Source organism: Bradyrhizobium sp. SZCCHNS1022 (assembly GCF_032484835.1).
Classification (GTDB): Bacteria; Pseudomonadota; Alphaproteobacteria; order Rhizobiales; family Xanthobacteraceae; genus Bradyrhizobium.
Map to the genome: position 1 here is coordinate 2,718,509 of NZ_JAUETT010000001.1, position 20,257 is coordinate 2,738,765.

Consider the following 20,257-nt stretch of genomic DNA (forward strand, 5'->3'; position numbering starts at 1 on the left):
AGCCGGTATCTGTCCACGATGGCACTTTTGGCGCTCGGTGGCTCGTTTAGGACCATTGCGCCTAGTGAAACGTTTCGTGCAGCTCGATTTTGCTTTTCACGGCACTTCGTTTTGCTTTCAAGACGAACCACCTCGGCGCAGGAAACATTGCTCGTTCCAGCAAAATTGGTGATCACCTCGGCATGCCTCGGCCGGGCGCAGCTGTTGCGGTCGATCTGCTCGCGCCTAAAAACTAATTTTGCTCGGGATTTCAATCCGATCACCCCTGTCCAGTCTCTAACTGAAAAATATTCCTGTTTCTATTTTTCAGAAATTGTGTTTGTCTATGCGCATCCCGCCTCGATCAAGAGGGGCGTTTCGCGATCGTCACAAACGTTGGGTGCGGGATGCGGTGGGCGTGTCGGGCTGCAGCGTGATCTCATCATGCCGACGAACAGTCCGATGTGCACGGTCAAGCCGCGTGGTCCTGGCATCCCGGTGCTGATGCCAAGTTCGCGCCGACGTTTGCGCGGGCGACAGGGGCAAGAACGCCGGTCCCTGGGGAGAGCGCGGAGTAAGCCGTAAAGCCATCGCGCAGGGAAGGCCGGGATGTCTCGGCCGAACCTGTGGTTCCTGCCCCGTGCTTTTCATTCGCACGGGGGCCATGGGGGCGGCGAGCTCCCGGCCTTCCCTGCGCCCTCGATATTGAAGAGGGCGAAACGAATAGCAAAGCTCGGACGCAGATGCGCCGCGAGAAGATCGAACTCGTCTGCATCAGAGGCAAGGGTGTAGGTGTTACGATGATTGTCGAGCCTTGCTCGTCATGGATCGCGAGGACGAAGCCGCAATCACAGCGTCGTCCCGGGCGTAGACCCGGGACCCATAACCACAAATGGTGTTGGTGTGCGAGAGCTCACCGCGCCTCTGCCACGAACGCATCCTGTGGGTATGGGTCCCCGCGTTCGCGGGGACGACACCGAGTTCTGCGTTACGTGCATTCGGCTTCTCTGCGCACCGAGCCTCGGACCGAGAGGGTGTGATGCAGCGCTCACAACTCCCGTGCATTGCTGAACGCGAACGAGCTGACGCGTCGCGTCGTCTCGTCCAGGATCAAGGTGCGCGTGATCGGCGGCTCGGCCCGCTGGCTGCAGTTCTCGCGCTCGCAGAGCCGGCAGTTGACGCCGATCGGCGTGCCCTCGGTCTTTTCGAGATCCGTGCCGGCGGCATAGACCAGCTTCGCGGCATGGCGGATCTCGCATCCCAGGCCGATCGCAAAGCGCGGTTGCGGATGGGGATGCGGCGCGACCGGGCGCCGGACCATCTGCGCGATCGAGAAATAGCGGGTGCCGTCCGGCAGCTCGATCACCTGCTTGAGCAGCCGGTCCGGCGTGTCGAATGTCGAATGCACGTTCCACAGCGGGCAGGTGCCGCCGAATTTCGAGAACGGGAACGTGCCCGAGGAGAAACGCTTGGAGACGTTGCCGGCGTTGTCCACGCGCAGCATGAAGAAGGGAATGCCGCGCGCGTTCGGCCGCGACAGCGTGGTCAGGCGGTGGCAGACCTGCTCGAACCCGGTCAGGAAGCGCTGCGCCAGCACGTTGATGTCGTAGCTGAGCTGCTCGGCCGCGGCGAGAAAGGCGGGGTAGGGCATCATGACCGCGGCGGCGTAGTAGTTCGCGAGCGTGATGCGGTAGAGCCGGCGCGCGGTGTCGTCGAGGCTGCCGGCACGGCCGACGATGGCCTGGATCTGCTGGCCGCATTCGGCCATGCCGAGCTGGAAGGCGAGCTGGAAGGTGCGGCCGGGGGAATCGATCAGCTCGGAAATCAGCAGCTGGCGGCGGTGGCGGTCGAAGCGCCGCAAGGTCTCGCGCATGACGTCGACCGGCATGATGCGGCTGACGATGCCGTGTTTCTCGCGCAGCCGCGCGGCGAGCGCGGCATAGAGACCCTCGGCCGGGACATTCAGTTCGTCGCGCAACGTCTCCGCCGCCTGCTCGAGCTCGGCGAAGTAGTTGCGGTTGGCCTCGATCAGGTCGCGCACGCGCTCGATCGGGTTGGCCTCGAAGCGGGCGCCGCCCTCGTTGCGATCGGCCATCTGCGCCGCCACCAGGGTCTCGCCGCGCCGCGCCTCGGTATAGGCGGCATAGAGCCGCTGCAGCGCATGGGTCACGCCCGGGCACAGCTCGGCGAGATCGCGCAGCTCCTGCTTCGGCAGGTCGATCTGCCGGAACAGCGGATCGGAGAAGATCTCGTTCAGCTCGGCGAAGAAGCGGTCCTCGTCGGCGGTGGCGAGGTCGCGGAGGTCGAGGTCGTAGGTTTCGGCCAGCCGCAGCAGGATCTGCGCCGTGACCGGGCGCTGGTTGCGCTCGATCAGGTTGACATAGCTCGGCGAGATACCGAGCCCTTCGGCGATCTGGGTCTGCGACAGGCCCAATTGCTGGCGGATCCGCCGAAAGCGGGGCCCAACGAACAGTTTCTTCCCGGATTCAGCTGCCATCGTCCGTCCCGAATGTCAGTCTTGCTGACCTATATTGTGACAAAATTTACAAAATGACATTTGTTACAAGTGGTGATGTTACATGACATCACCATTCGAATACAAGCCATCTATACGAACTTCCTGGATTCGCGTTTAGCTCTGGTCACGTATTTCGCGATGCACTGTCAAAAATGTCGAGAGTGCAAACGGTCGTAACGAAGAGGATCAAGCACATGAATTACCAGCCGCGCGGCATCAATGACCAAGCTGTCCAGGGCCCGATCTCCTATCTGAGCGAGGTCGCAGCCGCCGAGGCGCTGCTCAAGACCCAGCCGACCTGGAACGGCGTCACCGCCGAGGCCGTGGCGCGCATGCGTCTGCAGAACCGCTTCAAGACCGGTCTCGACGTCGCCCGCTACACCGCGGCGCTGATGCGCGCCGACATGGCGGCCTATGACAAAGATCCCACCAAGTACACCCAATCGCTCGGGTGCTGGCATGGCTTCATCGCGCAGCAGAAGCTGATCTCGGTCAAGAAGCACTTCGGCACGACCGATCGGCGCTATATGTATCTGTCCGGCTGGATGATCGCCGCGCTTCGATCGGAATTCGGGCCGCTGCCCGATCAGTCGATGCATGAGAAGACCGCCGTGCCGGCCCTGATCGAGGAGCTCTATACCTTCCTGCGTCAGGCCGACTCGCGCGAACTCAACGACATCTTCCGCAGCCTCGATGCGGCCCGCAAGGCCGGCGACAAGGCGAAGGAAGCGGCGCTGATCGAGAAGATCGACAATTTCCAGACCCATGTCGTCCCCGTCATCGCCGACATCGACGCCGGCTTCGGCAATGCCGAGGCGACCTACCTGCTCGCCAAGAAGATGATCGAGGCGGGCGCCTGCGCCCTGCAGATCGAGAACCAGGTCTCCGACGAGAAGCAGTGCGGTCACCAGGACGGCAAGGTCACCGTGCCGCACGAGGTGTTCCTGGCCAAGATCCGCGCCTGCCGTCACGCCTTCCTCGAACTCGGCGTCGAAGACGGCATCGTCGTGACCCGCACCGACTCGCTCGGCGCCGGCCTCACGCAGCAGATCGCGGTCAGCCACAAGCCCGGCGACCTCGGCGACCAGTACAACAGCTTCCTGGATTGCGAGGACGTGACGCCGGAGACGGCCCGCAACGGCGACGTCATCATCAACCGGAACGGCAAGATGATGCGTCCGAAGCGGCTGGCCTCCAACCTCTACCAGTTCCGTCCCGGCACCGGTGAGGACCGCTGCGTGCTCGACTGCATCACCTCGTTGCAGAACGGCGCCGACCTCTTGTGGATCGAGACCGAGAAGCCGCATATCGAGCAGATCGCCAAGATGGTCGATCGCATTCGCGAGGTCGTGCCGAACGCGAAGCTCGCCTACAACAACTCGCCGTCCTTCAACTGGACCCTCAACTTCCGTTGGCAGGTCTACGACGCGATGAAGGAAGCCGGCAAGGACGTCAGCCAGTACAACCGTGCCGAGCTGATGAAGGCGGAGTACGACAACACGCCGCTGGCGATCGAGGCCGACGAGCGCATCCGCACCTTCCAGGCGGATTCGGCCAAGCGCGCCGGCATCTTCCATCACCTGATCACGCTGCCGACCTATCACACGGCCGCGCTGTCGACCGACAATCTGTCTCGCGAATATTTCGGTGAGCAGGGCATGCTGGGCTACGTGAAGAACGTGCAGCGCGCGGAGATCCGTCAGGGCATCGCCTGCGTCAAGCACCAGAACATGGCCGGCTCCGACATCGGCGACGACCACAAGGAGTACTTCGCCGGCGAAGCCGCTCTGAAGGCGGGCGGCGCCCACAACACGATGAACCAGTTCGGCTAGCAATCCGTTCGGCTACAGGAGACTGACAATGACCAAAGGCAGCAATTTCTGGGTGATTGGCGGCGAGTTCGGCTCGATGAACTTCCACAAGCTCGTGGAAGGGTCGGCCCAGGTCAAAGGCCCTTTCAAGACGCGCAAGGAAGCCGAGGACTGCTGGCGCGAGGTGTCGGAAGAGCACCGCCACAAGGCCGGCGTGCGGTTCTCGATCGTCGAGGAACCGCAGCGCGCCCCCGCCGCTTGATCGGCGTCGGGTATCTGCATCAAGTTAAGCCCAAGGACGGGGCGGTCTCATCCGGTGAACGCCGGGCGGGGCCGCCCACGTCCATTTCGATACATGTAAGTGCTTGGAAATAATAAGCGTTTGCGCAAATTCGCGTAGCTGCTAGGCTGCCGGGCAGAGAGCCTTTGAAAGCCGGAGCTGCGAAGCCAGTCATGTCCCAGGTGCCCGATAGTGGTCACGAAGCCCGTCCCGTGCGGCTGCGCGAGGCGCTGCGGCAGGCGCGGATCGAGGCCGCCGACCGCACCGGCGTCGTGGTCGACCTGCGCGACGCGGAGGTGGCGCGGCTGGAGATCCTGAACGAGGCACTCGACCCGCTGTTCGAACAGGTCCCGGGCGACATCGATCTGTTCGATCGCGGCATCAGCCAAGGCGAGACGCCGCGGCTGTGGATCGACGTGGTCGCCCATGTCACGATGGGCCGCGACAAGCGGCAGTATCGCTTCGTGCAGGACACCCGCAACGGCCGCATCGTGATCGCGGAATCGCATGAGGCGGCGGCGATCGTTCGGGCGGTGACCGACTACGTCGCCCGGCGCATGGTCGAGCGCGAGCGCGCCTTCAGCCTGCCGCGCGAGCCTGCACCGATCGCGGAGGCGCCGCGCCGGCGCCGCGGAGTCTGGCTGTTCCTGCTCGGCTTCCTGCTCGGCGGACTGGCGCTGTTCGGTCTTGCGCTGCTCGCCTCGCTGCAGCTGATCTGATCGCTTCAGAACAGCCGGACCTGCCGGATCTCGCGCACGCGCAGCGCGTCGTTGATCCCGCGCACCGTCATGTCGCAGCGCCAGTGATTGCCCTCGCGCGCGATGGCGAAGAGGTTGTAGGCCGCGGCCGGATAATGCCCATGCGCGATGCTCGACGCCGACGGCACGCCGATGACGGGGATCTGGCGCTCGGGCCCGTCGATCCAGACCGTCGAATGGACATGGTCGTGGCCGTGCAGGATCAGCTCGACGCCGTGGCGCTTCAGCAGCGCGATCAGATCGGCGGCGTCCGTCAGCCACTTCATGCGGTTGGTCGAGCGCAGCGGATGATGCACCAGCAGCACCCGGAACACCTGCTCGGTCGACAGTGTCTCCAGTAGCCGCTCCAGTGCGGCCAGTTGTTCGGGTCCAATCCGCCCGGTGGCCATGAAGGGCGCCGTGGGCACGGCGGACGACAGGCTGATCAGCGCCAGCGGCCCCCGCCGGCGCAGGGAAGGAAAGCTGGGCGGGCCGACGGCATTCTCGTCGCCGCAGAAATAGTCGGCGAAGCTCTTGGCAAAGTGCAGCCGGGTCTGGCGCACATAGGCGTCATGATTGCCGGGGATCGCGGTGACGCGATCCGGCGGCCCGATTGTTTTGAGCCAGGCCAGCGCCAGCGGAAACTCCGCCTCCATGGCGAAATTGACGAGGTCGCCGGTGACCGCGATCTGGTTCGGCGTCTGCGTGTGCAGGTCCGAGACCAGCACGTCGAGCACGTCGCGGCGGTGATATTTGTAGCGGTTGCGTGTCCAGTTGATGTAGCCGAGCGCGCGCTTGCCGGCGAGCTCGATCAAGCGCGGCCGCGGCAGCGGCGAAAGATGCGGGTCGGAAAGATGCGCCAGCGTGAACGCCGCCATGATCGGTCTGCCTGTCGACGATCGGCACCGGGGCGCCGCGATCGTGAGGTGGTGTCCGGAAGGTCACGGCTCTATTGGCAAGCCTGCGGCGCCGGTGCAAGGATAACCGGCAAACCCTGGATGCGGCGGTGACAAGTCCAAACAATTTGCGCACTCGGCTCGAGCCCTGGTTGCGGCACGTGTTCCACCTGTATTGGCGCTTTGCCCGCGGCATGACGCTCGGTGTCCGCGCGGTCGTGCTCGACGCGGACAATCGGGTCTTCATGGTCCGGCACAGCTATGTCTCCGGCTGGCATCTGCCGGGCGGCGGCGTCGAAGTCGGCGAGACCTTTGCCGAGGCGCTGGAGCGGGAGCTGCTCGAGGAGGGACGGATTGCCCTCGCCGGCGAGCCTGTCCTGCACGGCATCTTCCTCAACAGTCACGTTTCGCGGCGCGACCATGTCGCGGTGTTCATCGTTAAGGATTTCACCCAGGATCGGCTGCCCGAGCCCAACCACGAGATCGTCGAGACCGGCTTTTTTTCCATTGACGGCCTGCCGGAGGGTACCACGCTCGGCACGCTGTCGCGCATCCGCGAGGTGCTACACGGCGTTAAGATCATTCCGACCTGGCGCCCGGGATAAACGCGGTGGCCAATCCGCCGTTATGACTTTTTGCACCGAAATGGCTGCAGGCTCTCCCACCAGGGGAGTTGGGCCAATGATACCACCATCGTTACGGGTCGCCGTGCTGGTGCCCTGCTACAATGAGGCGGCGGCTGTGGCCTCCGTGGTCAAGGGATTCAAGCAGGCGCTGCCCACGGCGACCGTTTACGTCTACGACAACAATTCGAAGGACCGTACCATCGACATCGCGCGCGAGGCGGGGGCCGAGGTGCGCAGCGAGCGGCGGCAGGGCAAGGGCCACGTGGTCCGCCGCATGTTCGCCGACGTCGATGCTGACATCTACGTGCTGGTCGACGGCGATGCCACCTACGATGCGCCGAGTGCGCCGCGGATGATCGAGCGCCTCGTCAGCGAACATCTCGACATGGTGGTCGGCTTGCGGGTGGACCAGGAGCAGGCGGCCTACCGAATGGGTCACCGTACCGGCAACTGGATGCTGACGCGGTTCCTGGCCGAGGTGTTCGGCCAGGCGTTCAAGGATATCCTGTCGGGCTATCGCGTGTTCTCGCGCCGGTTCGTCAAATCCTTCCCCGTCCTGTCCGACGGCTTCGAGATCGAGACCGAGCTCAGCGTGCATGCGCTGGAGCTGGCGCTGCCGGTCGCGGAAATCGCAACGCCCTATTACGCGCGCCCCGAAGGCTCCGTCTCGAAGCTGAACACCTGGCGGGATGGCTTCCGGATCCTCGGCACGATCCTCAAACTCTACCGCTCGGAGAAGCCTTTACGCTTTTTCGGCGTCATCGGGATCTTCTTCGCGCTGATCTCCATCGGTTTCGCGATCCCTGTGTTCGTCACCTATCTCGAGACCGGGCTCGTTCCACGGCTGCCGACGGCCGTGCTGTCCATGGGCCTGATGATCATGGCGCTGCTGTCGGCCTCGTCGGGCCTGGTGCTGGATACGGTCACGCGCGGCCGGCGCGAGATGAAACTGCTCGCCTATCTGTCACAATCGCCCGTCGTAGGCTGACCTCTCGTGTGAGGTGCTGCCAATGCGAGGCGGAAGCTTGTGTCCGGCCGCCTCTGCGGTCATGGTTCGGGCTGGTCTTTCGCTCACTCCCCACAACGAGAACACCGATCCACATGCCCATTCTCAATAGCATCGCCGCACTCGCCGACGACATGGCCGCCTGGCGCCACGATTTCCACGAGCATCCCGAGTTGCAATACGAGGTGCATCGCACGGCGGGTATCGTCGCCGAGCGCCTGCGTGAATTCGGCTGTGACGAGGTGGTCACCGGCATCGGGCGCACTGGCGTCGTCGGCATCATCCGCGGCCGCAAGGCGACGTCCGGGCGGACCATTGGCCTCCGCGCCGACATGGACGCGCTGCCGATCGAGGAGACCTCGGGCGTGCCCTACGCCTCGAAGACTCCCGGCTTGATGCACGCCTGCGGCCATGACGGCCACACCGCGATGTTGCTCGGCGCCGCCAAACATCTCGCCGAGACGCGCAACTTCGACGGCACCGCGGTGGTGATCTTCCAGCCGGCCGAGGAGGGCGGCGCCGGCGGCAAGGCTATGGTGGATGACGGCCTGATGACCCGCTGGGGCATCCAGGAGGTCTACGGCTTGCACAACATGCCCGGCCTGCCTGAGGGGCATTTTGCACTCCGGCCGGGCGCTCTGCTCGCCTCGTCAGATGATTTGGAGATCACCGTGCACGGCAAGGGCGGTCATGCCGGCGCCGGTCCTCACAAAGCGGTCGATAGCGTGCTGATCGGCGCGCACATCATCACGGCATTGCAGTCGATCGTGTCGCGCAACGTTGACCCGATCAAATCGGCTGTCATCTCGATCTGCGTCTTCGAGGCCGGCAAGGCCCTGAACGTCATTCCCGAGACGGTCGAGCTGAAGGGCACCGTGCGCACGCTCGATCCCGAGGTTCGCGATCTCGTCGAGCGCCGGATCGCCGAGGTCGCCGACAGCGTCGCCCGCGCCTATGGCGGCTCGGCGACGACGAAATACACGAGGCTCTATCCGGTGACGATGAACCATGCGCGCGAGGCCCAGATCGCGGCCGAAGTCGCACGCGACGTGGTTGGGGCCGACCGGGTCGACGACAAGACGATGCCGCTGATGGGCGGCGAGGATTTCGCCTTCATGCTGGAGGCGCGGCCCGGCGCCTTCGTCTTCCTCGGCATGGGCGACGGCAAGGATTGCCATCACCCGGCCTACCGCTTCAACGACAATATTCTCGGCCATGGCGCCTCCTATTGGGTGCGGTTGGTCGAGAAGACGATGCCGGTGGGCTGACGCCGGCGCCTGGACGCGCTGATCGCTGGCAACCGCGATCAGCGGCTGGCGTTCGCTGCGGTGCTACGTGCGGGACATCAGCTGCGGTGTAGCCGCCGGTCGGGACAGCCGGCGCCACTGGCGCGGGCTGCAGCCGGTCCAGCGGGAGAATGCGCGGGAGAAGGCCGACGCTTCCGAATAGCCGAGAAGGAACGCGACGTCGCCGAGCGGCAGATGCGCCTGGCGCAGATAATGGCGGGCGAGATCGAGGCGCGTCGCCTCGATGAGTTCGGAGAACGTGGCGCCGAGATCGCCAAGGCGACGCTGCAGCGTCCAGGACGTCGTGGACAGCGCGTCGGCGATCTGCTCGAGGTGAATGGTGCCGGCAGATAGCCGGCGCCGGATCTCGCCGCGGACCAGATCCAGGAACGCCGGCGTGCCACGCGAGCCGGCGACATCAGCAAGGTCGGTCGTCAGCCGCTGCAGGCGGGACAAGTCGGCATGCGGCATGGCCCGGTCCAGGCCGCGGTCTCGAAACACCAGTGCGTTGGTGCCCTGCGACCACTCCACTTCGGCGTCGAAGGCCGCCTCATGGTCGCGCCACGCGGTGGGCCGTGCATGTTCGAACAATACGATCTCCGGTGCCCAGCCCGACGGAAGACAGGCCCGGAAGACGTTCGCGAACATGCCCATGGTGAGTTCGGCATCCTGCCGGCGGTCGACGATCGAGCCATCGAGAATGCGATATTCGAGCCTGAGAAAACCGTCACGGCGCGCGAGCCTGGTCTCGGTCGCCTGCTGGTGCCATGGAAACCACAGCGCGAGGTGTTCGATCGCGGAGCCGAGAGTCGGTGCGGCGAGCGCGATCTCGCCGATCAGCCCAAGCATATGAGGCTGGTAACGCTGACCGAACCGAAGGCCGAAATTGTCATTGCCGGTCTCGCGCGCCGCCTCTTCCATCATGGCCACGTAATCGGCGAGGTCGAGTGCACTGTGCTTGCGCCCAAGGCAGGTGGGATCGATGCCGACACGCTCGAATACGGCCTCGGGTCTGCCTCCCGTTTGGACGATGAAATCAGCAACACCGGTTGCCGCTGCTGCCAGAATGTTCCGGCTGCGATCCGTTGGACCGCGCTGTTCGATCTCGAAGCCGTTGGACATGGAAGGTCCTCGCCTTGAGGATGTATCATCTAACTCCTGCAGTCACGAGTTATGCAAGTCGTATGCCTGTCTGCCGTCCAACTCCAGCCGGCCGCTCGATCGCGAGGTGCGATCACACGGAAAGGCAATGGAGTTGGCGGCCGATCATCCTCCGGATCGGTTCAATCGACCAGGGCGCGGGCTTCGTTCAGTGCGACGTCGAGCAGACTGTCGCTGGTCGCGGTGCTGCGCTGGCCGGCGGTCAGCCGATAGAGCAGCAGGCCGGCGGCAAAGAGCACCACGAAGACCGCGAACACCTGCAGATTGAACCAGATCATGGTGAGCAGCGAGAGCGTGGCCGTCACCAGCGCGATTGCGGGCAACACGGGATAGAGCGGCGCGTTGAACGGCCGCACCAGGTTCGGTTCGGAGGCGCGCAGACGGAACAGCGCCGCCATGCTCATGATGTACATCACGAGCGCACCGAACACGCTCATGGTCACGATATTGGCGGTCAGCGTCTGACCGGCGAACTGGATCAACTCATCGGAATAGATCGCGGCGATGCCGACCACGCCGCCGGCCAGGATGGCCCAATGCGGCGTGCGGCAGGTCGGATGCAGCGCGGCGAGTTTCGCCGGCAGGAAGCCGGCCCGCGACAGCGCGAAGATCTGCCGCGAATAGCCCATGATGATGCCGTGGAACGAGGCGATCAGGCCGAACAGGCCGATCCACACCAGCATGTGCAGCCAGCCCGAATTCTCGCCGACCACGATCTTCATCGCCTGCGGCAGCGGATCATTGATGTTTGAGAGCTTCGACCAGTCGCCGACGCCGCCCGCCAAGATCATGGTGCCGAAGGCGAGCACGACCAGGGTCAGGATGCCGGCAATGTAGGCGAGCGGAATGGTCCTGGTCGGATTCTTGGTCTCTTCCGCGGCCATGGCGGCGCCCTCGATGGCCAGGAAGAACCAGATCGCGAACGGGATCGCCGCGATGATGCCGCCGACGCTCGTCAGCGAGAAGGAGTTTTCTCCGGCCCAGCCATTCGCGGCGAAATTGGCGAAGGAGAAGCCGGGTGATACCACGCCCATGAATACGAAAAGTTCGATGATCGCCAGGATCGTGACGAAGAGCTCGAAGGTGGCCGCGATCGTCACACCGGCGATGTTGAGCGCCATGAAGACCAGATAGGCGCCGAGTGCGGCCGTCTTCGGGGACAGCGCCGGAAACTGGACGTTGAGATAGGCACCGATCGCGAGCGCGATGGCGGGGGGCGCGAACACGAACTCGATCAATGTCGCAAAGCCGGCAACGAAGCCGCCGAGCGGACCGAAGGCGCGGTACGAATAGGCGAAGGGGCCGCCCGCATGCGGGATCGCGGTGGTGAGTTCAGTGAAGGAGAAGATGAACGTGGTGTACATCACCGCAATGAAGATCGTGGTGATGAGGAAGCCGAGCGTGCCGGCCTTGTCCCAGCCATAGCTCCAGCCGAAATACTCGCCGGAGATCACGAGCCCGACCGCGATTCCCCACAGATGGAGTCCGGTCAGGCTCTTCGAAAGCGTCGGTTGCGTCTCTTCACTCATGTCCACTCTCTCCTGTCGTTTTTGCGATCGGTGACCTCGTGCGAAATGTCGCGGGGCGCCGCCTCCGGCAGCCCGGTCGGCGCGGCCGTGTCGAGCGCGGCGTCCGGCGCCGCCTCCTTGAGCGCGATCCCGGTTAAGCCGCGCCGCAGCGCCTCGTGCGCGAGCCAAGCGAGCTTGTCGGCGGCGCGGTCGGGCGCGAGCCCATGGCCGTGGATGTTCGAGATGCAGTTGCGCGCGCTGTCGCGCAGTCCCGGCGTCGGATTGAATGTGAGATAGATGCCGAGGGAATCGGCGGCCGATAGGCCCGGGCGCTCGCCGATCAGAACGGCAACCAGGCGCGCGCCCATCGTGGCGCCGACCTCGTCGCCCAGTGCAACACGTGCTTGCGAGGCCAGCACGACGGGCCCGATCGCAAGTCCAACGAGCCGCTTTTCGGTTGCGATCACCGCCGCCGCCGCATGGCTTTCGATCGCATCGGCCGACAGGCCGTCGGCAATGACGAACACGAGATCGAACGGGCCGGACGGCAGCTTCGCGGCCTCGCCCTCCGCGAGGCGGCGCCCGAGGTCGGGGCGGCGCAGATAGCTCGCGCGGTCGGCCGCCGCACTCGCGACCCGGATCACCTCGCGCGGCTGGAGCGTGGCCGCGATGCTCGCGAAATTCACTCGTCCCCACACGGCGTCACGTGCGAGTGCATGCGCCATCTGGAATTCCAGCTTCGCCTGGGTCGGAAGCCCGTCGCCGCAACGGCCGAGCGCAACACGGGCGCGCGTCATCCGGCGCAGCATGTCGAGCGCGTCGTCCCTCATGCCCGCGCTCCATGGCCGATCAGCCGGGCCACGGCCGGCGCGCTGCCGGACAGCGGCGGCAGGCGGCCGCTGGCGTCGAGCAGGCCCATCCGTGCCAGCCAGGCTTCGAACTCCGGCGCCGGGCGGCGGCCGAGCAGATGGCGCAGCCGCATCACGTCGTGATGCGACAGGCTCTGATAGTTGAGCATGATGTCGTCGGCGCCGGGCACCGCGATCAGGAAGTTGACGTTCGCCGCCGCGAGCAGCAGCGCCAGATCGTCCATGTCGTCCTGATCGGCCTCGGCGTGATTGGTGTAGCAGACGTCGCAGCCCATGGGCACGCCGAGCAGTTTGGCGCAGAAATGATCCTCAAGGCCCGCGCGCGTGATCTCCTTCGCGTCGTAGAGATATTCCGGCCCGATGAAGCCGACGACCGTGTTGACCAGCAGCGGCGAGAAGGCGCGCGCCACCGCGTAGGCGCGCGCCTCGACCGTCTGCTGATCGATGCCGTGATGGGCATCGGCCGACAGGGCGGCGCCCTGGCCGGTCTCGAAATACATTACGTTGTCGCCGATCGTGCCGCGCTTGAGGGACAAGGCCGCCTGCTGCGCTTCCGCCAGCACAGCGAGGTTCACGCCGAAGCCGGCGTTGGCGGCCTCGGTGCCGGCGATGGACTGGAACACGAGATCGAGCGGCGCGCCCTGTTCGATCGCACGGATCGAGGTCGTGACGTGACTGAGCACGCAGGATTGCGTCGGCACTTCGAATTTGAGCCTGAGCTCGTCCAGCATGGTGAGCAGTCTCATGCAGGCCTCGACGTTGTCCGTCGCCGGGTTGATGCCGATCACGGCATCACCCATGCCGAACAACAGCCCGTCGAGCGTGCCGGCTGCGATCGCGAGCGGATCGTCGGTAGGATCATTGGGCTGCAAGCGAGACGACAGCCGTCCGGGCAGGCCGATGGTGGAGCGGAAGCGCGTCACCACCCGGCATTTGGCGGCGATGGCGACGAGGTCGCCGTTGCCGCACAGTTTGGATACGGCGGCCACCATCTCCGGCGTGAGGCCGGGGGCGAGCGCGGCAAGCCGGTCGGCATCCGCTTCCCACGACATCAGCCACTCGCGCAACTCGCCGACGGTCAGCGAGGCGATGGGCGCGAAGGCGGCGGCATCATGGCTGTCGAAGATGAGACGCGTGACTTCGTCGGTCTCATAGGGCACCAGCGGCTCGTCCAGGAAGCGTCGCAGCGGCACGTCGGCCAGCGCCATGCGCGCCGCCACCCGCCGCGCTGCGCTGTCGGCCGCAATACCCGCGAGCTCATCGCCGGAGCGGCGCGGTGACGCGCAGCCCAGCAGCGTCTTGAGATCGTCGAACACATGGGTTTCGCCACCATGGCGCGACCGGAACGCACCCGCCATCTTCGACCTGCCGCTCGTGCTGCGTCTGAGCGGTCCCGACGGCCGCAATGACGGCCGCAACGCTCATGACCTGGTGCAGGCTAAAGGATACCGACCCCGAAAACTTGACATCTCAGCACAATTTCATGCCACGCTCCTTCTGTGCCCATAATTTCAGCATCGGGTGGTCGCGGTTGGATGTCGCGTGTGGGCTGCGCTCCAGGTGTCTGGGTGGGAAATTCGTGTTTCGCAGAGGAGGGAGCAGATTCCGAGCCGACGTCGTGCTGACGGCTATGGGCGCCTTTCCCGGCGTTCCAATTCGATCTTCGCATCCCGGCCCGGCAACCTTGCTCGTAAACTTCGGAATCGAGGGAGCACGACTTCAAATTCGTTGAACGAGGTGCTATCCCGCGTCCGAATCATGAGTGATCTGTCCATTACGATTGCACCCGAAAAGCCGTCCGACGCGCAGGTGATCGAGCGGCTGCATGAGCGGACCTTTGGGCCGGGCCGTTTCGTGCTCAGCGCCTACCGGCTGCGCGAGCATGTCGACCATCTGCTCGACCTGTCCTTTACCGCCCATATCGGCACCTTGCTGGCCGGCTCGGTGCGGCAGCTTCCGATCTGCATCGGCGATACCAAGGCGCTGCTCCTTGGACCGCTGACGGTCGAGCCGCCGTTCCGCAAGCACGGCATCGGCGGCCGCCTGATGGAGCGGGCGCTGGCGGATGCCAAAGCCAAAGGGCACCGCCTGGTGATCTTGGTCGGCGATGCCCCGTATTACGCGCGCTTCGGTTTCAAGCAGATCGAGAAGGGGCGGGCGGTCATGCCCGGCCCGGTCGACCCCAAGCGCCTGCTGGTGAACGAACTCGTCGCCGGCGCGTTCGACGGCGTCTCCGGTGCGATCCGTCCCGACTGGGATTTCGCGCGCTGACTGCCTCGCAAGAGGCGACGAGACTTGCCGGTTTGAAGGCGGCTTAATCCGCGTGTCTCGTCATTGCGAGCGAAGCTTCCTCGCAATGACGAAGACCAATGGATTGCGCAGGCTTGCCGCGCAATCCACGCAAGTTGGTGATCAGAACTTCAGGTTCGCGAACGCCTTGACCCCGAGGCCGGGCATCAGCACCTGGTCCTTGGTGTAGGACACCGAGTTGCGGATCTGCTCGTTCAACAGGTTGTCGCCGACCAGGCCGACCAGCATCTCGCGTGCGCCGAACATGTTCGGGTCGAGCTTGGTCTTGTAGCTCACCTCGGCCCGCAGAAGATTGTAGCCGGGCGTCGGCGTCTCTGCGATCGGGGCGATGTCGTTCTGCGCGAAAGCGTGCAGCAGGTTGATGCGCGTCAGCCAATGGTCGTTGCGCCAGAACAGGCCGCCGCCGACGCGTAGCGGTGGAATCCGCGGCACGTTGGTCCCGTCGGAAAACGTGGCACGCACCACGTCGAACTGGTTCTCGATGCCCCAGATGCCGGTATAAAGCGGCCCGATATCGAGCTGGCTCTGGAATTCGCCGCCCCGGAAGATGGCGTTGCGCTGCGAATAGATCGCCTGGTTGAGCGTGGCATCGGGCGCGCCGCAGGAGGCGAAATCGTCGTTGCACATCACCCCGGTCAGCCGGCGGTAGATGAAATTGTTGAACTGCGTGTAGTAGGCGGTGACCTCGAACCGGAACGGACCGGTTGCCTTGCGCAGGCCGACCTCGACCGTCTTGGCGGTCTCGATGGTCAGGTTGGGATTGCCGATATCGAAGGTTGCGGTGGCGTCATGCCCGCCGCGGGAGAACAATTCCGCCGGCTTCGGCGCGCGCTCGACATATTGCGCGGTGATGCTCGCCACCAGATCGCCCGGCAGGTCCTGCAGCAGGCCAACGCTCGCGCTCTTCGGCGTGAACGACCGGCTGCGGGCGATGTTGCTCTGCGGATTGCCGTCCGGCAGATAGCCTGCGGGGAAGTCCGGCGTCGATCCCTGCAGCTCGACATGCTCGATGCGCCCGGCGATCTGCGCCTTGGTCGTCGGCGAGAAGGTCAGCTCGTTGAACACATAGGCAGCGCCGCGGTTGTTGGTGTTCGGACCGAACAGGCCGTTGAAGGTCGAGCCGGGATTGTCCGGGCTCGGCGCATCCAGCTCCTGATGGCCGGCCTGCACCCCGATCGCCGTGGTCAGGCTGGCGAAGCGCACATTGAACGGGGCGAGCTGCAGCTCGACCCGCGCCTCCTCCTCGCGATTGCTGAAGGTCTGCCGCACGCCATCGCTGGTCGGAACGGCGGGATCGGCAAGCCCGAGCTCGTTGTGGCGATAGTTGGTGGCGCCGAGCCAGAACCTGACGGCGTCGATCGCCGCCGCATCGGGCCGGTATTCGCCCTTGGCCGTGATCTTGGTCTGATGGGCGTCGATGCGGGTGTTGTTCGCGGCACCGTCGATGCCGGGGATGTGGTAGAGCGCATCGGTCTGCGTCAGCGCGGCACCGACATAACCGCCGTCGAAGAAATAGCTGCCGCCGAGCGACACGCCGTCGTTGCGCAGTGACGAATTCGGCTGGCGACCGTTCACAGGCAGGTTCGGGTTGAAGCGGTAGGGATAGCCAGGAATGGCGTAGTCATCGGCCTTGCGGCCGTAGGCATCGGCGTGGATTGCGTAATTGCCGCCGCCTGCATCGATCAGCACGCCGCCTTCGGCGCCGCGATTGACCGAGTTGAACGAGGTGCGCGTCTCCGCCGTCACGCATGGCGCGCCGTCGATCGCAGGGGCTTTCGCCGGCAGGCCATAAGTCTGGAACGCCGCCGCGGGACAGACCGGCAGCGCCTGCGGAATCCGGTTGTTGGTGGCGCTCACGACGCCGCCGATCGAGGTCGAGCCGTAGCGCAGCGCCGCCGGGCCGCGCACCACCTCGACCTGATCGGTCGATAGCGGATCGATCGGCACGAAGTGATCCTCGCCGAGATCGGAGGCGCCGCCGGCGCCGGTCCCGTTCTCGACGATGCCGACCCGGTTGACATCGAGGCCGCGAATGATCGGCCGGCTGGACGCGCCGGGCGCGAAGCTCGAGCCGGTGATGCCGGGCTTGGAGAACAGGAGGTCGCCGAGGGTCGCAGCGCCGGAGCGCTGGATCTCGTCCTTCGGCACCACGGTGACAGTGGCGAACTGATCGGTGACGATCGGCAGCACGCCTTGTTGTGGGGCGGCTGGTGACGCGGTCTGCGCCTGCTGCGCCGGCGTGGACTGCCGGCTCGGCGTGCCGCGTGCGACATGCGTCGGGTTGGCATGCGGAACGACCGGCCTGCGTGCCCGGATCGGGCTCGGCGCAGTCACCGTGACCGCGGGCAATTCGGCTGCTGGTTTGCTGTCCTCGGCCAGCGCGGGGGCGCCGAGCACGCACACCATGGCTGCGATGCTGCAGCCCGACATCATTCGTTTAGAAAACATGATTTCCAAGTCCTGACCCCTAAGTCAGGCGGCCCAGATCTCCTTCGATCGAACGGGCGCGCCTGCCGTCGACACGCGACGGACCAATTCCAACGAGCTGAGGATCCGGGCGCACCCGCCAGGATCGTTTGCGTCTCAAACGGCGGACGGTCAGGAGAGAGGAGGCGCGCGGGGCTGGAAGGGGAGCTCGATGGCTGCGAGTTCAACGACATCGGCGAGCAGCGCGACGCCGCGATGGAACGCCACAGCCTGCGGCGGTGCGAGCACCGGCGGTGGCGACAGCAGTAGCGTCTGCGCCATCGCCATGACGGCGCAGATCGCGCAGGCGTCAGCCGGCTGCTGATCGCGATCCTGCTTGCTCGGGCTCTGCTCGGTCGTGAGCCTCTGCGCGCCGCTTGCGACACCATCCCCGTTCAGGGCTGCGACGATGGAGGCCGGCGGCGTCTGCGCAGGAGGCCAATGGTTGTGCCCGAACGCGAGCGCGATCTGCACCGCGAGCGCCATGAGCGCCAGCAGGGAGCCCGCCCTGATGTTCGTGCGAAACCAGGTCATCTGAATCAGTTGAACCAACGCCCCTGTTCGGCTGGAGCGAGCCAGCCGATGTTATAGTGTAACATCGCAGGGACGGTTCGAGAGTGTCAATCAGTCGGCTGACGCGGCAGACAAAATCAGCAACGTTGTGACCTTCACGCCACGACGCTGGTGCCGGCTCATCAGATGATCCATGCGGCAAAATGATCGCGGGGCGTGCGATCAGCGGCCCTCGCGTAGCCAGGTTGCGGCGAAGGCGCCGAGCAGGAGCAGCAGGCCGATCAGGCCGGCAAACATCGGCAGCACACCGACGCCCTTCACGATGCTGGCGTCGCGCATGCGCACGCCCATCCAGCCGTCGCCGCTGAACAAGGTGGACGAGCGCACCGGCACGATGCGCGGGATCTCCACGCCGGACCCGTCCGCGATCCGCTTGGCGTCGCCGCCGGTCGCTTGCGTCAGCGGCTTCAAGGTCTCCGTGGTCGAGGTGACCTCGGAGAATTCCTTCGGGTTGGTCGGGCCGACATTGATTAGCGCCTTCAAGGTGCCGTCGGTCGCCTGCCACAGGCCGAGTTCGTTGGCCGGCAGGCTGGCGCGCCATTCGCCGGGCTCGCCCTGGCTCAAGGTCAGTTCGCGGGCAGCGCCGGACGGCGAGGTCACCGTGACCGGCGACACCGTGTCCGCCATGGTCTGCCTGACGACGACGAGATCGTGGCCTTCCACCTTGAGCCGAAGCGCTTCCTCATCGAGGTCTGGCTGTTTCATCAGCCAATGCGACATGCGCCGGAGCAGGTCGAGATGTGGTCCGCCGCCCTCGTAGCCACGCGCCCACAGCCAGATATGGTCGGACAGCAGCAGTGCGACACGACCTTCGCCGAACCGCGACAGGAACAGCAGCGGCTTGCCATCGGGACCGGTCATCACCGGCGGGTTGACCGCGTTGCGGGTGTCGACGGTGCGGAAGAAGCGGCTCCAATGCGGCGGTTCGGCGTCCGAGCCTTCCAGCCCGCGCGTGACCGGGTGGCGTTTGCCGATCTCCGAGAGATGCGCATAGAACGGCTTCTCGGTGACCCCGACCGGCTCAGCCGGCAACACCGAGTCCAGAGGCGTGCGCCAGATGCTGGTGTTGGAAGCGTAGTCCGGACCCGCCGATACCAGCACCGCGCCGCCATTGCGCACATATTGCGCGATGTTCTCGAAATAGCCGATCGGCAGCACGCCCTGGCGCGCATAGCGGTCGAAGATGATCAGCTGGAATTCGTTGATCTTCTGCTGGAACAGCTCGCGGGTCGGAAAGGCGATCAGCGACAATTCGTTGATCGGCGTCCCGTCCTGCTTCTCCGGCGGCCGCAGAATCGTGAAGTGGACGAGGTCGACGCTGGCGTCGGACTTCAGGAGGTTGCGCCAAGTGCGCTCGCCGGAATGCGGCTCGCCCGAGACCAGCAGCACGCGCAGCTTGTCGCGCACACCGTCGATCGAGACGACGGCGCGGTTGTTGACCGGCGTCAGCTCGCCTTCGAGCGGGGAGGCCTCGATCTCGACGATGTTGGCCCCTTCATGCTTGATGTCGACATCGACCTTTCCGCTTTGGCCGCTCGTCATGGAGCGTTCGCTGATCACCTCGCCGTCGCGCCGGATCACTACCTTGGCGCGCTCGCCGCTGACGCCCTGATCGTCGAGGCGGAAGCTGATGGTCTGCGGTTGGCCGACGATGCCGAAGCGCGGGGCTGCGGTGATGGCGATGCGCCGGTCGCGCTCCGCCTTCTGTCCGGTGATCAGCGCCTGTACCGGGGCCTGGAAGCCGAGCGCCGCCGCATTGGCAGGGATGTCGTGCACGCGGCCGTCGGTGATCAGGAAGGCACCCGCCACGCGCTCGACTGGCACGTCGGACAGCGCCGAGGTGAGCGCGCCGAACAGATGGGTGCCGTCGGTCTCGCCGTCGGCCTGTCCGGCCTCGACCACGCGCACCTCAAGTCCCTTGATCTTCTTCAGCGCGTTGACCAGCGCCTCCTGCGCCTGCGCGGTCTGTTTGTTGCGGTCGCCGAAATTCTGACTCGGGCTCTTGTCGACGACGACGGCGGCGACCGACGTCAACGGCTCGCGGTCCTCGCGCGTGAATTGCGGGTTGGCGAGCGCCAACGCGATCAGAGCCAGCGCCGCGATGCGGACCCAGGCACCGCGCGCACGGCCGATCAGCAGCAGCGCTGTGATGACCACGATGGCGCCGATCGCAAGCCACAATACGATCGACGGGACGAGGGGCGTGAACGCGATGCCGTAATTCATAGCGA

General features: G+C 65.3%; 16 protein-coding genes. 7 read left to right on the forward strand and 9 right to left on the reverse strand.

Annotated features, from left to right (window positions below):
* Positions 1 to 1,027 precede the first annotated feature (1,027 nt).
* Positions 1,028 to 2,476, reverse strand: a complete 1,449-nt coding sequence (locus tag QX071_RS12315) for a short-chain fatty acyl-CoA regulator family protein (protein ID WP_315706779.1) — start codon at positions 2,474 to 2,476, stop codon at positions 1,028 to 1,030.
* A gap of 215 nt (positions 2,477 to 2,691) precedes the next feature.
* On the opposite strand from QX071_RS12315, the gene QX071_RS12320 reads away from it, so the two are divergent.
* From QX071_RS12320 to QX071_RS12330, 3 genes are all read left to right on the forward strand, one after another.
* Complete coding sequence (locus tag QX071_RS12320) at positions 2,692 to 4,329, forward strand: isocitrate lyase (RefSeq protein ID WP_315706778.1); 1,638 nt, start codon at positions 2,692 to 2,694, stop codon at positions 4,327 to 4,329.
* Positions 4,330 to 4,357: 28 nt separating this feature from the next.
* Positions 4,358 to 4,570: a hypothetical protein gene (locus QX071_RS12325; protein ID WP_315706777.1), complete on the forward strand. Its 213-nt coding sequence runs from the start codon at positions 4,358 to 4,360 to the stop codon at positions 4,568 to 4,570.
* 191 nt (positions 4,571 to 4,761) lie between these two features.
* Entirely contained in the window at positions 4,762 to 5,307 is a 546-nt protein-coding gene (locus tag QX071_RS12330; protein WP_315706776.1) for a hypothetical protein, read from the forward strand.
* Between the two features lie 5 nt (positions 5,308 to 5,312).
* On the opposite strand, the gene QX071_RS12335 is transcribed toward QX071_RS12330, so the two are convergent.
* A complete protein-coding gene (locus tag QX071_RS12335) occupies positions 5,313 to 6,203 on the reverse strand; it encodes a metallophosphoesterase (RefSeq protein WP_315706775.1) in 891 nt (296 codons plus the stop codon).
* Between the two features lie 128 nt (positions 6,204 to 6,331).
* Here QX071_RS12335 and QX071_RS12340 point away from each other — a divergent pair, with 128 nt between their 5' ends.
* From QX071_RS12340 to QX071_RS12350, 3 genes are all read left to right on the forward strand, one after another.
* Positions 6,332 to 6,826: an NUDIX domain-containing protein gene (locus QX071_RS12340; RefSeq protein WP_315706774.1), complete on the forward strand. Its 495-nt coding sequence runs from the start codon at positions 6,332 to 6,334 to the stop codon at positions 6,824 to 6,826.
* Between the two features lie 76 nt (positions 6,827 to 6,902).
* Positions 6,903 to 7,835, forward strand: coding sequence for a glycosyltransferase (locus tag QX071_RS12345; RefSeq protein WP_315706773.1), 933 nt, complete (start codon positions 6,903 to 6,905; stop codon positions 7,833 to 7,835).
* 113 nt (positions 7,836 to 7,948) lie between these two features.
* The gene (locus QX071_RS12350; protein WP_315706772.1) at positions 7,949 to 9,121 is read left to right on the forward strand and encodes a M20 aminoacylase family protein; all 1,173 of its coding nucleotides are present in this window, start codon (positions 7,949 to 7,951) and stop codon (positions 9,119 to 9,121) included.
* Positions 9,122 to 9,184: 63 nt separating this feature from the next.
* Here the strand turns inward: QX071_RS12350 and QX071_RS12355 are convergent, their stop codons facing one another.
* From QX071_RS12355 to QX071_RS12370, 4 genes are all read right to left on the reverse strand, one after another.
* The gene (locus QX071_RS12355) at positions 9,185 to 10,261 is read right to left on the reverse strand and encodes an AraC family transcriptional regulator (protein WP_315706771.1); all 1,077 of its coding nucleotides are present in this window, start codon (positions 10,259 to 10,261) and stop codon (positions 9,185 to 9,187) included.
* A 161-nt stretch (positions 10,262 to 10,422) separates the two neighbouring features.
* A complete protein-coding gene (gene eat / locus QX071_RS12360; RefSeq protein WP_315706770.1) occupies positions 10,423 to 11,829 on the reverse strand; it encodes an ethanolamine permease in 1,407 nt (468 codons plus the stop codon).
* Positions 11,826 to 12,638 (reverse strand): ethanolamine ammonia-lyase subunit EutC, encoded by an 813-nt coding sequence (gene eutC, locus QX071_RS12365; protein WP_315706769.1) that lies wholly within the window; start codon positions 12,636 to 12,638, stop codon positions 11,826 to 11,828. Before eutC ends, eat begins: the two co-directional genes overlap by 4 nt.
* Positions 12,635 to 14,035, reverse strand: a complete 1,401-nt coding sequence (locus tag QX071_RS12370; RefSeq protein ID WP_315706768.1) for an ethanolamine ammonia-lyase subunit EutB — start codon at positions 14,033 to 14,035, stop codon at positions 12,635 to 12,637. The genes eutC and QX071_RS12370 overlap by 4 nt, the downstream gene beginning before the upstream one ends.
* A gap of 400 nt (positions 14,036 to 14,435) precedes the next feature.
* Here QX071_RS12370 and QX071_RS12375 point away from each other — a divergent pair, with 400 nt between their 5' ends.
* Positions 14,436 to 14,948, forward strand: coding sequence for an N-acetyltransferase (locus QX071_RS12375; RefSeq protein ID WP_315706767.1), 513 nt, complete (start codon positions 14,436 to 14,438; stop codon positions 14,946 to 14,948).
* Positions 14,949 to 15,089: 141 nt separating this feature from the next.
* On the opposite strand, the gene QX071_RS12380 is transcribed toward QX071_RS12375, so the two are convergent.
* The 3 genes from QX071_RS12380 to QX071_RS12390 form a co-directional block, all read right to left on the reverse strand.
* Positions 15,090 to 17,417, reverse strand: a complete 2,328-nt coding sequence (locus tag QX071_RS12380) for a TonB-dependent receptor (RefSeq protein ID WP_315706841.1) — start codon at positions 17,415 to 17,417, stop codon at positions 15,090 to 15,092.
* Between the two features lie 168 nt (positions 17,418 to 17,585).
* Positions 17,586 to 17,987: a hypothetical protein gene (locus QX071_RS12385; RefSeq protein WP_315706766.1), complete on the reverse strand. Its 402-nt coding sequence runs from the start codon at positions 17,985 to 17,987 to the stop codon at positions 17,586 to 17,588.
* Positions 17,988 to 18,188: 201 nt separating this feature from the next.
* Positions 18,189 to 20,252: a hypothetical protein gene (locus QX071_RS12390; protein WP_315706765.1), complete on the reverse strand. Its 2,064-nt coding sequence runs from the start codon at positions 20,250 to 20,252 to the stop codon at positions 18,189 to 18,191.
* Positions 20,253 to 20,257: the final 5 nt, after the last annotated feature.